The sequence below is a fragment of the Shewanella sp. Shew256 genome (assembly GCF_002196695.1).
GTDB classification, from domain to species: domain Bacteria; phylum Pseudomonadota; class Gammaproteobacteria; order Enterobacterales; family Shewanellaceae; genus Shewanella; species Shewanella mangrovisoli.
On record NZ_NAJR01000006.1, the window covers coordinates 256,009 to 270,080 of the forward strand.

The following is a 14,072-nucleotide window of genomic DNA, read 5'->3' on the forward strand; positions in this document are numbered from 1 at the left end:
ATCGCCTACTTATCGCCGGCCAGTAATTCGAGGGTGATCTCATCGAAACGAAGCACGCGGCCACCGTATTCTTGAGCAAAGGCCTCGGCAGCGGCTTTGGTGCTAAAAGGTGCTACAGCAGGCCCCATCACGGCTTTTTTACTGGTGCCGTAGACATAAAACGCACTGGCGGCATCGATAAAGGCGCCATCGTCTGGCTGTTCCCAGTCGGTTGATGCGGCATCATGCACCATCATGTAATCAATTTGTCTTTTGTTTTCAGGCTGTAGGGCAAAGTTAAACATATCGCGACTGGAGCAAAACTTAGGCACCATCTTCTCGGCCTTCAAATGCACTTGCCCCTTAGGTCCAGGGTATTTAGTGATCACCATGCCGCAGAGATGGCAACGGTCATGCTCGTGGATCATCTCGGCTTTATGTTGATGATCAGTGGCTTCACTCTTATTGCAGCCTAATAACAAAGGAGCGACTAGTAGCAAACTTAAGTACTTTTTCATCCCATTATTCCTTGAAAAATATCAACGCCTCGCCAAGGCACCTTGCAGGGACAGACCTCTTGCGACGAGGGTTGATACAAAAATGGTTCTCAGCTTCAGGCCTTTGGCCTTAGCTCTGGATTAAATCGCGTAGTTTTGCCCCGCCAACAGGATGAAGAGTCGCAGGCACATCATGCCCACTACCGCACACATGCCCGACATATAAAACGCTTTGGCCGAATGGCTAAAATGCTTACCTGTGGCGAAGTTAAGGAGCAGCGGTGCACCAAAGCCGATACCGACCACACCAATCCAAAATACGCTTGCCCAGATCCCTTCTTGGAAGGCGGCAAAGGCAAACTGGCCTCCGGCATTACCGGTTAACAGCGCGGTGGCGATCATAAAAATAAACAGGGCTTCGGCGAACATAATCGGCCACTCGGCGCCGTGTAGGATCTTCATCTCGCCGCTGTGCAAAGGTTCTTTAAACAACCACACCGCCAGCATTTTGGCCGAGGCGCCGCCCGCTGAAAGCCCCGAGGCAATAAACAACGCAGGCAATACCGAGGTGTTGATCAGCGGGAAGCGGATCAAGGCGGAGATTAAGAAGCCAGTGTAAGCACAGACGGATAACGCCAGTAATAACACCAGTGCTTCCATCGGGCGTCTAAAGCCCTTCAACTTAGTGATGATGGGGCCGAGGAACTGCAATTGGGGGATGGCCATCAGCTCTTTTTCGAGGGCAAATAGCGCAACCACAGCCACTAACGGGATATACACCGATAGGGCAATCACACCAATCGACATCACAGAATTTAAGTTGTAGAACACCAAAATTCGCCAGAAGAATAAGGGGTTAGTCAAGTCGAGCACCAGACACAACATCCCTAAACTGATAGTGACAAACGACAGCAGGGTCGCCGCTTTTAAAAAGGCGGTATTCTCAACCTGACCTAAGTAAAACCGCAGCGCCAGCGCAATAGTTAACGCCCCGCCCGAGATGCCCGCGAAGAACAAATACACCGCAATCGGCCAAGGCCAAGCGACGCCTTGGGAGAGGCCTAAGGTAAATTCCATACTGGTATCCATATTTACACTCCCAGTTTGACGATTGGTATGTAACGTAAGCTCGGCTCGGTGCCAAACTGCGGCTTAATCCGCACTGAGTCTTTTACCGCTAAGAGTTTGCTTACGTAGGATTGAGGATCGTTGGCATCACCGAAGATCAGCGCATCGTATTTACAGCTCTGCACACAGGCGGGTAATTCGCCCTTGGCTAACTTGCTGTTCAAACAGAAATCGCAGTTATCGGCCACATCCGTATCGCTGTTGATGTAGCGGGCGTTGTAAGGACAAGCCCCAATGCAGTATTTACAGCCGGCGCATTTGCTCGCGTCCATAGTCACAATGCCAGTTTTCGCGTCGCGGTGCGCCGCGCCCGTAGGGCAAACGGTCACACAGGGGGCGTTCTTGCACTGCTGGCAGGAAACCCGCACAAACTTACGTTCACAGTCACAACTCATCTTGCCGCAATGTGGACAAGGTTGACCTTCGACACGACCACTCTGCTGCTCGAGCAACACCCGTGACTTGCCTTCGGGCAACTGGTTGGCTTGATTACAGGCGGTTTTACAGTCGCCACAGCCGACACACTTGTTTTGGTCAAAGACCATGACGTAATGGGGCTTATGGGCGCCGTCGGACTCTTCTTTGACCGAACACCCGGCTAAAGGCGTTAACAGCAAAGAGCACATGCCAGCGCTTTTAAGGAACCTCCGTCTCTCTATATTTTCACTCACAACATCCTCCATCTATCGGTTTTATACCGACGTTTTTATTTATATCGTTATCGTTCCAACATGCCTGAAAATGGCTAGCGACTTGATTAATATCCACTTTCATTCAATTTGCTTTGGGCCTTGCCGATGGCGTTTAACAGGGCCTCACGATTAATCTCTGCCCTTGGCTGCGCCAGTAATGCTTGCCAATGGTCTATCGCCTCCTGGTAGCGCCCATGGAGATAGGCATCGTTAGCCTGCAGCATCCGCGTCTGCGGCTCAAAGGGCGCGAGCGCAAGCGTCTGTGCAATCAGTGCTTGGGTCTCTGCGGTCATTTGCCGACCATCGCGGTAATAGAGGGCATTGGCCTTAGCGCCGAGCACCTCTGCATCCTCCCCCACTAACGCAAGCTGTTTGTCTAGGGTCTGCACCGCATCGGCATACAAGCCTCCCGCGCTGTAAGCCTCGGCAAGCGCCTGTAATGCCAACGGGTTTTGCGGTTGTTCATCCACGAGGCGCAGAGCTTTGGTGATGTCGGCAGCCACTAAATAGTCAATGTTTTCATTGAGCTTGCCTGTATCCCAATCCTGATAACGCCCCGTTTGGCTATAGATGGCGAGCGTGAGCAATAACAGCAAACCACTGCTCAATGCGGGCACAAGGTAGGAGACTTGAGGGAGCCTCTCCACCGATTGCAGCAGGTTTAAACGCGCGTGTTGCCAGAAAATCCAAGCCACAAATCCGCTTAACAGCAGTGCTATGCTGAATCCTAAACTTGCCATGCCTTACCTCGACGCTCGCCTATCCAAGTTCATCACTCACTGAACCTAAGCCAATGTTTAGCCCTTAGTGGGCTGGCATCATACCCATCATGCGGGCTTCTTTTTTCTCGCTGGGCTTTTCGATATTTTTCAGTTCGATTTCAAAAATTAAGGTGGATTGCGGCGGGATTTCACCTACAAACTCATTGCCATAGGCCAGCTCTGCCGGGATAACAAAACGGTATTTCGAGCCCATTGGCATGAGTCTTAAGCCCTCTTCCCAACCTGGGATAACTGTCATCAGGGCGAAACGTGTGGGTTCCTCACGGCCAATGGTGTTTTCAAACTCGGTGCCATCGATAAGCTTGCCAACGTACTCGACAGTGACCACATCTTCTGGGTTGGGCTTATTGCCAGTACCTTGAGTTAACACTTCGTATTGCAGGCCAGAGTCTGTGACTTTAACGCCTGATTTCTTCTTATTTTCAGCAAGATAGGCAGCTCCCGCCGTGGCATTTTCAGCGGCGAGTTTCTCGGCGTTAGCCTTACGTACCTCGTTTAATTGTTCGGCGCGTTGGTTAAGATAGGTCAGCACTTCTTCATCGGTTAATTGCTGCTGCTTTTTCAGCGCATCCACAAACCCCTGCACCACTAAGTCCACATTCACTTCGGCGCCCAGTTCGACTTGGTTATAAATCTGGCCAGAAATGTAGTTACCCACAGAGGCGCCGATGCTGTAAGACGCTTTATCCGCATCGGTTTTAAGGGTTGGGGCAGCAAAGCTCGCCATTGAGACAAACAATGCAGCGCAGGTCGCCACTGTGAGGTTTTTTGGGATAAAAGAAGTTGGCATAGATATTTTCATTTTATGTTCTCTACAATTTAGCCCTTGGGCTTTAGTGCTTTAGCCGAAAACGTATGGGTAACCCCATAATCGATTAAAATATTTATTTGATTACTATGGTTTTTCTGTTGTTCTGCCTGACATACGCCAGCCGAAAATGCCATCGGCCATGTGGCGCACACCTGTGTAACCTAGCTTCATGGTTTCCCGTGCGGCCATGTTGCTGGCGGTACAAAGACGGTTGGCACAATAGAACACCATCACAGCGTCTTTATTCTTTGGCAGTAGCTCTCGCCAATTCTGCACATTGAAAAACACCGCTCCGGGGATAAAACCTTCCGCCCAAATTTCCAGCGTGTTTACATCGAAAAAATACACTCCTGGCTTGCCGACTAAGGTTTCGGCTTCCCGCATGGAAATCGGATTCAACTGAATTTCGTTATAGGGCGCCTCGGAGATCTCAGAGCCACCACCAGCCACGACGGGTAAACTCATCCCCCCTAGGCCCAGTGCCAGTAAGCCGCCTAATAGGCTGTGTCGAATCACTTTATTCATCATTTGGCCTCGTATAGCCCCCGACACTTGCGTGCCGGGGACAAGTTAGACTCGAGTCGAACTACATTTTCTGTGCGCTCAGGCCGTTACCATCGATAATGGCTTGGGCTTGAGTAACATAGGTCAAGGCAGCGTCGAGACGTTTCAGTGAGTAACGTGGACCATGGACACCCCATGAGCCGTCAGCCTTGATCAGGCGGACAACGTCTTGGGCTTTGTCGGTCAACATCAACACTTGAGTCTTGTCTTCTACCGACAGCTTGGTGACTTCTAATAGCTTGTCGATACGGGCAAGGGCTTGTTCTACTTGAGCAAAAGTATCCTTAACGGGTTTTTGCCACTTCTGAACTTCGCCGTAGATTTCCAGCTGATCTTCGAAGTGCAGGCCGACTTCTAGCTCAGATTGGAACTGGCTATGACAACCTTTGTTATCCACTACATCATGATCTGAGGCCGATGTACGGGCACAGGTCCACATCAGGTCGAGGTAGTTGTAGCCGTTTTCGTCTTTCGCCACAGTCCAACCCTTAGTGGTCGCATCGCGAGACTTGCCTTCAGGTGGGTTGAGGGTCTTACGCAGTGGGTCGACATCAATCTTCCACATGTGTGACTTACGCACGTTGTCGAAGCCCGCCATATCTGGGAATTGGATCGCCGTGAAGTTTTCACAACTTCCCATGTTTGGCATGTGGCAGCTTTGGCAAGTTTGATTGCTGTGGGTGTTAGTGTTCTTGGCGATCTCGGCTTGAGCCGTGTGACAGTCAGTACACTCTTTGATGATTTTTGGCTTAGTCATACCCGTAGTCCAATCACCGTCGGTGACTTCGTGCGGATCGTGACAGGTTGAACAACGCATGCCTTTGTCATAGTGCGCTGAGGCAAACATTTGCGAACCTTCAGTACCACAGGATGGGCAAGAAGACTTCATCTTCACGTTGAAGGCATATTCCAGCTTCTCTTTACCCTGTGGCGTGTCGGCTAACTCTTCAACAAAGTTAAAGCGTTGGTGGCAACGTTCACAGTTAGATGGCATGCCGCCACCGATACCACCGTCTAAGTGGCCGCCCGCGCCGTGACACTCTTCACAGGTAATCCCTTTAGCGATAGTGTGCTTTTGCAGCTCTTTCGGGTTACCTAAGGCCGCGAAAAATTCATCTTTGGTTTGGAAGTCAAACTTAAAGGTGTGGCACATTTCGCAATAGGAGCTAGCCGGTTGGAATAGGAATTCCTTCTCGTACTTAGCACCGTAAGAACTCATGCCCCATTGGTGTGAACCGCTGGTACCGAAGTCTTCCATTTTGACGGGGAAGCTTGGGATAGCTTTGTTGATTTTGGCTGCCATTTCAGGGGTTAACCACTCAGCCCAACCACGGGAGAACTGGTTACCACCGGCGACCATAGTCCCAGTGCCATCCTTCAACAGACCGTCTTTCACGTGGTAAGTACCGCGCACTAGGTAGGCATCGATAAAGCCATATTTAGTCCGTGGCGTACCCACAGTCGCGTAGATGGCATCTGCGGTAATACCCGATGGCAGAATCGAGGTATCCTTAGTACCATACATGGTTTTCTTCAGGTCGTTATCGACCTCTGGGTGCTCGCCAGGGAAGCGAATCGTCTTAGAGTGGCGTGACCGTCTCCACTTCTCGTATTGCGGACCATGACACTCACCGCATTTTTCTGGGCCGACAAACTTGTTCGGGAAATCTAAAATCGATTTAGCCCCTAAACGATATTGCAATGCCTTAGGACGCTGGCCATCGTTATAGGAGCTGTAACGCACTGCGGTGCCATCAGTGGGGTTCACTTCTTTACTGTGTTTGCTGTAAGCAACACTGTCACCACCGTGCAAATATTCTTCACCACGGTCACTGACTTTATAAGTGCCCTTTAATCGACCTTCAGCGTCGTATTTAAAAACTGGGTGATTTTCAAATAGAAAATCAAACAATTCTTGCTCTTGAACAATATAATCCTGCAATGTTTTCACACCGCGGGATTTCTCCATTAAATTTTCATTTAAATTGGGGTTAGCCAGAATATCTTGAGTATAGTGGGATTGTTGTTTATTACCCACGCCAGGCACCACTTTACCCTCCGACTTAGCATCGGAGGCGACTGTGGTAACGCTTACGGCAGAACCTAAACAAAATAGCACGCTTAATGCTACTTTGGATTTCCATCGCTTCATCATTCACTCCTAATTTATCATTAGTTTTATATTTTCCACTGAACCTAACTGTTCACTGAACGACATAAACAATTGACCAGTGGCGGCATGATGAAGCAGCTAAACGCCTAAAAACCTGCGCTAGTGCACATTAAATTTTGATTCAAAAATCAATAGAAATAAAAAGACACAAATAAAATAAAACCAATAATTTAGCTAAAAATAAGTGAAAATATTTTAGAAATAAACCGTGTTTTTTGAGATCTAAAAAGAGCTAAAAAATGGTTTTATTTTTCAAAAATAGCCAAAGGGAAAAGTGACGATTTCAATGCCGAGACAGATCACATTCCTACCAGAAAAACTCCGCTACCCTGCCAGTCAATCCTAGATAGGTGAAATGCGCGATTTGTTCAAAGACACTCAAAAAACAATACAAATGCAGACGAGACAATCTAAATAGGCTTTAAGTGAATTAAAAATAATCTCACACCAATACACGCCATAAATAAATTAACCATGCAACACAGGAATGAGTAATGATAAATATGACTCCAGAAATAGGACATATATTGCTAATCATCAGCACTGTGTTGTCATTACTCTCTGCCACTATTCATTTTGTTGGCATTCATCAGTCACAACTTTATTTAATCGAGTTCGGCAATAAATTATTTAACGCCATGTTTATAAGCTTATTGGGCGCACTCTTATGCCTTATTTACAGCTTTATTAGCGATGACTTTTCGGTTGCCTATGTGGCGAACCATTCCAATAGCCAGCTTGCCCTCGGCTATAAAATTGCCGCTGTGTGGGGCAGCCATGAAGGCTCGATGCTATTTTGGGTTTTCGCCATCGCGTTATGGGGTGCCATTATCAATTGCCGCCAAGCGGGTAAACTCGTCGGTTTAGATAACGCCGATATGCAGACAGATAAAGCCTACTTTGCACGGCTACTGGCGATTCTCGCCTTAGTTATCCTTGGCTTTAATCTGTTTTTACTCTTTACCTCCAATCCCTTTGCCCGATTACTGCCCAATATTCCGATCGAGGGGCGCGACCTCAACCCCATATTGCAAGATATTGGTTTAATACTGCATCCACCTATGCTGTTTTTAGGTTATGTCGGGCTAACGGTTTGCTTTGCCGCGGCGCTAGCATCCCTGCAGGGAGGCGCATTAGTGCATCGGCACCTCGAATACTTGCGGCCTTGGGTATTGCTGGCGTGGATTTTCCTCACCGGGGGTAATGCCTTTGGCTCCTGGTGGGCCTATAACGAGCTGGGCTGGGGCGGTTGGTGGTTTTGGGATCCCGTTGAAAACGCTTCTTTTATTCCTTGGCTAGTCGCCACAGCTCTGGTGCATTCCTTAGTGCTGACGAGAAAGACCCAAGGCTTTGCCCTGACCACGCTATTTTTGTGCATCTTGGCATTTTCACTGAGCTTACTCGGCAGCTTTTTGGTGCGCTCCGGCATAGTGCAATCGGTACATGCCTTCGCGGCAGATCCCACCAGAGGCATGTCAATCCTCTGTTTATTGGTGCTTTTTGTCGGTGCTGCACTATTAATCTTTGCACTCAAAGCGCCAGCGTTGAAACGAGAAGTCAGCCATAACCTATTGAGCAAAGAAACACTGTTACTCCTTGGAGCCATTGTATTAGTGGCTGCAGCCTTTTCCGTTCTGCTGGGCACCTTTTATCCCCTGCTATACGAGCTGCTTGGCTTAGGCACGTTGTCGGTCGGCGCCCCCTATTTCAATACTATGTTTGTTCCATTGACCTTTATCGCAGTGATCTTGATGGGCATAGCGCCGTTAATCGCTTGGAAGGCGTCAACTCGCAAGCCACTCAAAGTATTAGCCTTGCCCTCTGTAGCCATTGTGATTATTGCAACACTGATGACGGTTCGAACCCAAGCCGATGGAGCCTTATTCCTATTCCTTGGCTGCACCAGCGCGCTGTTTTTGCTCTGCAGCCTCGGGATGAGTGTATGTATGAAATCCCAAGCATTGACGCCTCCCAAGCCCGCCAAGCCTTCAGCGTCAAAACGCGCAAAATTAGCCATGCTAGTCGGTCATTTGGGCGTGGCGGTCACCATTATCGGCGCGACAGCAGTATCATTTTTTGAGCAAGAAGCCCTGCTGCGTATGGGGCCAGGGCAAGGTAAACCGCTTGCCGATTATGTGCTGGTGTACGAAAGCACAGAACCAGTAGAAACCCCAAGTTTTACAGCGATTCAGGCCAATATCAGTATCCGCGATGCCAAGCAGGATGATGTCGTGCTGGGTTATCTCCATCCACAGCGACAAACCTTTAATAGCAATGGCATGGAAGTGTCCCATGCGGGCATAGACCACGGTTTTTGGCGGGATCTCTATGTCTCTATGGGGCTACAACTGAGCGACACAGAATACCTGATCCGCATTAGTTATAAGCCCTTAGCCACATGGATCTGGCTGGGAGCCTTATTGATGATGCTCGCCGGTGCTATTGCCGCTTGGCCAATCAAACAACCCCATAGAGTCGCACAAACAAAGGCATTGAATGTAACCAATTCACCAAGGGAGACAATGACGTTATGAACCCGCTGTTTCGCTCGCCCTATTTGAGCCTATTGTTTTGGTTGCTGTCGTTGAGTCTCTGCTTTGGTAGCGCGACGTTTCTCGCCACGGCGCAGGAGGTCGCCAACCTTGGCGCTTCCTATCAACAGCAAGCCATAGAGATCAGTAAAGTGTTGCGCTGCCCTATGGCGACCAATCAAACCCTGTTTGAGTCGCAAGCACCGATTTCCCATGAGCTTAAAGGGCAAATCTTTTCACTGTTGGAACAAGGCTATAAGCGGGACGAGATCCTCGATTTTATGGTGCAGCGCTATGGCGAGAAAATCCGTTATCAGCCCGAATTTAAGCCCGCCACACTGGCACTCTGGCTCGGCCCGCTCGTGCTGCTGGTTGTTGGATTCGGCTTAGGGCTGACGCTAATAAAACGCAGGCCATAGCCCTTAGACCACAGTCCCGATTACTCAGTTTGAATAGAAGGATAACTCCATGAAACCTTACATCGCCAAGCTCACTCTCCTTTGCGCCGCATGGCTGCTGAGCTGCACCGTTCAGGCCCATTCACTGCAAAACAAACTCTATGAAACAGGTGAGCCCATTCCTAAACCCAGAGTCATGACAGGCTTTATCGAGATGCAGCATGCCCGCGGCGTGCCTGAAGTCCCGTTTGTCGATGAAGCCGGGCAAACACACACCCTAAAGCAATACCAAGGTAAATTGACCTTAGTAAACCTTTGGGCAACTTGGTGCACGCCCTGCTTACGGGAAATCCCTGAGCTGCAAAAACTTCAGCAGCAATATGCCGATAAGAATATCGCTATTGTGCCCATCTCGATTGATGAAGAAGTAACAGAGGTGCGGCCTTTTCTTAATCAGCATGGCTTTAGCAACTACAGCACTTGGCTCGATCCTGATAAAAATATCGAACAGATCATCCCTGCCAACGTAGTTCCTGCGACCTATGCTTTTGATGCGAAAGGTAATCTTGTCGGCTTTGTCCGTGGCTATCTCGATTGGACAGACAAAGACGTCGCGCCCTATTTAGATAAACTTATTGCCAAATATGCCCAATGATTTCGCTGGGCACTCATTAGCACTGCGCTAAAGGGCTAAGTTGGTTTTGACTTAGCCAATGCTTGAATCAAATCTCCGTTCGGTACCCCACCCTAAATCTTTGCCGAAGCCCGCTGCCCCCGATTTGGCAGCGGGTATTTTTAGCTTATCGCCAGCGCGCTTTGTATTCTGCGCCACCTTTCTTTAGAATTGCCGCTGTTATCCATGAATCGATTTTGCAAATCTATTCGTAAATCCCATTGATAAAATCTAAGGCTTCCCGATGAAACTCACTTGTTTAACTCAACCCATTTATGACCACTTATACCGTGATATCAGTGAGTTTCGCAGCACCTTCGACCTCGCCGTTAACGAGGCTAGTTCCTTGGATGAAAAGGCCGACACGCTACATACTTCGCTGATTATTGAAGAATTAACCGAACTTGCCGAAGCCGATAGCCGTATCGAGCAGGCCGATGCCATTGTCGATTCAGTGTATGTATTGATGGGGCGCTTAGTGCATTTAGGCGCGGCCCAAATGAATGATCGCCTAGAGATCAGCTACCTAATCGACTTGCTGCTGTGTGTGGCTAAAAACCGTGAAATCGACTTTATCGCCTGCTGGGATGAAGTGCATTCGAGCAACATGAGCAAAGTTTGCCGCAATGAGCAGGAACTGACAGAGACTATCGCCTTCTATGCCGAGCAAGGCGTTGAAATCGTTGGCAGCAAAAAGGGCGAGTTTATCATCGCCAAATGCGCTAAGGATGTGGAAATGGCGGGTAAAGTCGTGCGCCAAGGCAAGGTATTAAAGTCAGTTTACTACCGCCCTGCGGATTTGACTCAGTTAGTAAAAGCGTAACACCGCAAGCCTAGGCTGCACAGCATGCAGACTAGGCCTCTTCCTTAGTCCGACGTGTCTTGCTCGGCATCCTTGCGGTATTCCAAAATGTCCCCCGGCTGACAGGCTAAGTATTCACAGATACTCGCCAAGGTATCAAAACGCACCCCTTTGACTTTGCCCCGCTTAAGCAAGGACAAGTTAGCCTCGGTAATGCCCACCGCTTTGGCCAGCTCCTTAGAACTCACCTTTCGCATCGCCATCATGACGTCTAAATTAACGATAATATTCAAAATCAAACAAACTCTTGGTTTTCCGCCTCGTAATCGCGGGCGGCTTTAAGCAAATACACGATCAGCAACATCAATAAAATCGTGGTGATATTGCCAAAATCGAGCACTAATTCGATGCGACCATCCTCAAAAAATGACTGATGATAGTAACCTACGCCTAGGTTTTGTAGCATTTCAAACACTAAGGCGGCGGCTTTCAGCCATACGAGCCACAAGTAACATTTCATGCTCTCATCACTGAAAAACAACCCACGCTGATAGCAGGATAACAGCCGTTGCAGCCAATAAACACCGACTAAAAATGAGATAAATAAAGGGGTTAGCATGGCGAGTAACAGGTTTCGGCTAGCGTTCGGCAAGTTCCACAGTTCGAGGAACTGGGAATTACTGGTATTGAAGCGGATCTCATCATAGGCCCAATAGCTATAAAGTAGATGGGCGATAATCGCCACCGCAGATAACAGCACCAGCCAGCGACAAAAACCACTGATTTTTATTAATTTTTCAAAATTTTGATTCATCCACTCACCCAAACATCATCCCAAGCCGTTCATAGCGAACGAGCACCAGTATAATCCTTCGACAAAAAATATTACAAAGAAATATAATTTTATTGTTTTACGATAATTAATTTTCGTATTAGCATAATGTCAATTTTCCTAAACTAAGGTTACGACAATGCAAAAATTTCCATTTACGAGTCAGTTATGCAGTGCTGCCATTGCCGCCGCACTGCTACTGACGGGTTGCACTACGGCAGATGTTCGCAACGAACAGCCTCAAGTTGCCGCGACGCAGCAAACCGAGGCGCCGCTCATTCCCATCGAAAACTTCTTTAACGAGCAAAGCATTCGCCATCTAAAAATGTCCGACGATGGCAAATGGCTCGCCTTTGTAAAGGAATACCAAGGGGCCAGCAATATCTATCTGATGGCGGATAAGAGCGACCTCGCTAGCGCCACGCCACTGACCACATCGGTAGAACCCATCCGCGCCTTCGAATGGTCCGCCAAGGGCAATGACTTATTCTTTATGAAGGACAAAGGCGGTAATGAGAACACCCAGATTTACAAGCTGAGCTTTGAAGAACACGCGGGCAAGATCACCGCCAAAGAGCAGCGCTTAACCCATAAGGACGACGTGCAATACAGCGTGCTCGAGCAGGTAAAAGACAATCCTGATTTGCTGGTTGTTCAAGCAAACCACGACGATTCGAGCCGCATGGATATTTATCTGCTCAATATCAACGATGGCAAGTTAACCCCAATCCTGAAGAACGAGCTGAGCTTTACTCAGGTGAAATTTAATAAGCAGGGGCAACCTGTGATTGCCAGCAGCAGTAATCTCGATAACACCAATGCCTTATATGTGCTGATCGACGGCAACTGGCGCAAGATCATTCAAAGTGCCAAGGGCGAGAGCATCGATATTCTAAAAGTGAACGATGATAAGAAGCTCGCCTATATCAGCGCCAATATCGGCGATCGCGATAAACAGGAATTGCTGAAAGTCGATCTGATGACGGGTAAATATGAAACCATTCACAAGGATCCCGACAACGAGGCCGACGTATTTGCGGTACAGTTTAGCGATGCGGGTGAGCCCTTGGCAGTTGGTTACTACGGTGGACGTTTACGGGTTTATCCCTTAGATGCCGAGTTTGCTCGCCATTGGGATGTGATTAATCGTCATTTTAATCAAGATGTTGAAATCACAATTGGCGAGATGAACGAGAAAACCAATCTGTGGCAAATCCATGTCGCCAGCGACAGAGCCGCAGGCGCGGACTATCAATACAATGCCGCCACAGGGGATATCCATCTGTTAGTGGACATTCCGGCGAGCATTCCGGCGGATCAACTCTCGCCACGCCAATCGATTGTGTATACCGCGCGGGACGGGGTGAAAATCCAAGCCTATTTAACGCTACCGAAAGGAAAACAGACTCAGTTACCGACCATTATCCTGCCCCATGGCGGCCCTTGGGCACGGGATTTTTGGACGCTCGACTCGGGCTATTTCCACGCGATTGCCCAGTTCTATGCCAACCGTGGTTATGCGGTGCTGCAACCTAACTTCCGCGCCTCGACGGGTTTCGGTAAGAAGTTCTTAAACCTAGGTAACAATAACTGGGGGATTGGCAGCATGCAGCACGATCTCACCGACGGGGCCAATTACTTAGTCGAACAAGGCATTGCCGATAAACAGCGTTTAGGGATCTTCGGCGCCTCCTACGGTGGTTATGCGGCGCTGTCAGGTGCGACCTTCACACCCGACTTGTACCAAGCGGTGATCGCTTACGTGGGACCATCGAGCTTAGTAACGCTGATGAATTCCTTCCCCGACTACTGGCGCCCCTACTTAGGCCAATGGTTTGAGTCGGTGGGCGATCCGCAAATTGCCGAGCAGAAGCAAGATATGGAAAAGCGCTCGCCAATTAACTATGTCGATAATATCAAGGCGCCATTGATGCTGATCCAAGGGGCGAACGATCCACGCGTCACCCAAATTGAATCGGATAATATCGCCAAGAAGATGTACCAAAAGTCTTTACCGGTTAAGTACGTACTGGCCAAAGACGAAGGACATGGCTTCAGTAAACGTGCCAACAAGCTGGCATCGATTGTCGCCACCGAACAGTTTTTTGCAGAGCATTTAGGCGGGCGTGTCGATACGAATGTGAACCCCGACATTCTAAAACACTTAGACAGCCTGAACGTCGATATCAGTAAACTCTAACGCGCTAAGG

14 protein-coding genes are annotated in these 14,072 nt (G+C 48.8%); 5 read left to right on the plus strand and 9 right to left on the minus strand.

Features of this window, described 5'->3' with window-relative positions; all coding sequences use genetic code 11:
• Nucleotides 1–5: 5 nt before the first annotated feature.
• From B5P39_RS13425 to sirA, 7 genes are all read right to left on the minus strand, one after another.
• Entirely contained in the window at nucleotides 6–497 is a 492-nt protein-coding gene (locus B5P39_RS13425) for a nitrous oxide reductase accessory protein NosL (RefSeq protein ID WP_088211856.1), read from the minus strand.
• Nucleotides 498–617: 120 nt separating this feature from the next.
• The gene (gene nrfD, locus B5P39_RS13430; RefSeq protein WP_011621295.1) at nucleotides 618–1,565 is read right to left on the minus strand and encodes an NrfD/PsrC family molybdoenzyme membrane anchor subunit; all 948 of its coding nucleotides are present in this window, start codon (nucleotides 1,563–1,565) and stop codon (nucleotides 618–620) included.
• A gap of 2 nt (nucleotides 1,566–1,567) precedes the next feature.
• Nucleotides 1,568–2,275 (minus strand): 4Fe-4S dicluster domain-containing protein, encoded by a 708-nt coding sequence (locus tag B5P39_RS13435; protein WP_088211857.1) that lies wholly within the window; start codon nucleotides 2,273–2,275, stop codon nucleotides 1,568–1,570.
• A gap of 86 nt (nucleotides 2,276–2,361) precedes the next feature.
• Complete coding sequence (locus tag B5P39_RS13440; RefSeq protein WP_088211858.1) at nucleotides 2,362–3,036, minus strand: nitrite reductase; 675 nt, start codon at nucleotides 3,034–3,036, stop codon at nucleotides 2,362–2,364.
• Nucleotides 3,037–3,100: 64 nt separating this feature from the next.
• Nucleotides 3,101–3,880: an FKBP-type peptidyl-prolyl cis-trans isomerase gene (locus tag B5P39_RS13445; RefSeq protein ID WP_088211859.1), complete on the minus strand. Its 780-nt coding sequence runs from the start codon at nucleotides 3,878–3,880 to the stop codon at nucleotides 3,101–3,103.
• A gap of 93 nt (nucleotides 3,881–3,973) precedes the next feature.
• Nucleotides 3,974–4,414, minus strand: coding sequence for a rhodanese-like domain-containing protein (locus tag B5P39_RS13450; protein ID WP_088211947.1), 441 nt, complete (start codon nucleotides 4,412–4,414; stop codon nucleotides 3,974–3,976).
• Between the two features lie 61 nt (nucleotides 4,415–4,475).
• A complete protein-coding gene (gene sirA, locus B5P39_RS13455) occupies nucleotides 4,476–6,605 on the minus strand; it encodes a dissimilatory sulfite reductase SirA (protein WP_088211860.1) in 2,130 nt (709 codons plus the stop codon).
• A 515-nt stretch (nucleotides 6,606–7,120) separates the two neighbouring features.
• Here sirA and B5P39_RS13460 point away from each other — a divergent pair.
• The 4 genes from B5P39_RS13460 (at nucleotide 7,121) to B5P39_RS13475 (ending at nucleotide 11,051) form a co-directional block, all read left to right on the plus strand.
• Nucleotides 7,121–9,160: a heme lyase CcmF/NrfE family subunit gene (locus B5P39_RS13460; RefSeq protein WP_088211861.1), complete on the plus strand. Its 2,040-nt coding sequence runs from the start codon at nucleotides 7,121–7,123 to the stop codon at nucleotides 9,158–9,160.
• On the plus strand, nucleotides 9,157–9,576 hold the full coding sequence (locus B5P39_RS13465; protein WP_088211862.1) for a cytochrome c-type biogenesis protein: 420 nt from the start codon (nucleotides 9,157–9,159) through the stop codon (nucleotides 9,574–9,576). Before B5P39_RS13460 ends, B5P39_RS13465 begins: the two co-directional genes overlap by 4 nt.
• A gap of 49 nt (nucleotides 9,577–9,625) precedes the next feature.
• Nucleotides 9,626–10,210, plus strand: a complete 585-nt coding sequence (locus B5P39_RS13470) for a TlpA family protein disulfide reductase (protein WP_088211863.1) — start codon at nucleotides 9,626–9,628, stop codon at nucleotides 10,208–10,210.
• A 262-nt stretch (nucleotides 10,211–10,472) separates the two neighbouring features.
• On the plus strand, nucleotides 10,473–11,051 hold the full coding sequence (locus tag B5P39_RS13475) for a nucleoside triphosphate pyrophosphohydrolase family protein (RefSeq protein WP_011715693.1): 579 nt from the start codon (nucleotides 10,473–10,475) through the stop codon (nucleotides 11,049–11,051).
• 44 nt (nucleotides 11,052–11,095) lie between these two features.
• Here B5P39_RS13475 and B5P39_RS13480 read toward each other — a convergent pair whose 3' ends face one another.
• Nucleotides 11,096–11,323: a helix-turn-helix domain-containing protein gene (locus tag B5P39_RS13480; protein ID WP_039978987.1), complete on the minus strand. Its 228-nt coding sequence runs from the start codon at nucleotides 11,321–11,323 to the stop codon at nucleotides 11,096–11,098.
• A 2-nt stretch (nucleotides 11,324–11,325) separates the two neighbouring features.
• A complete protein-coding gene (locus tag B5P39_RS13485; RefSeq protein WP_011715691.1) occupies nucleotides 11,326–11,844 on the minus strand; it encodes a DUF2975 domain-containing protein in 519 nt (172 codons plus the stop codon).
• A 157-nt stretch (nucleotides 11,845–12,001) separates the two neighbouring features.
• Here B5P39_RS13485 and B5P39_RS13490 point away from each other — a divergent pair, with 157 nt between their 5' ends.
• A complete protein-coding gene (locus B5P39_RS13490; RefSeq protein ID WP_088211864.1) occupies nucleotides 12,002–14,062 on the plus strand; it encodes a S9 family peptidase in 2,061 nt (686 codons plus the stop codon).
• Nucleotides 14,063–14,072 lie beyond the last annotated feature (10 nt).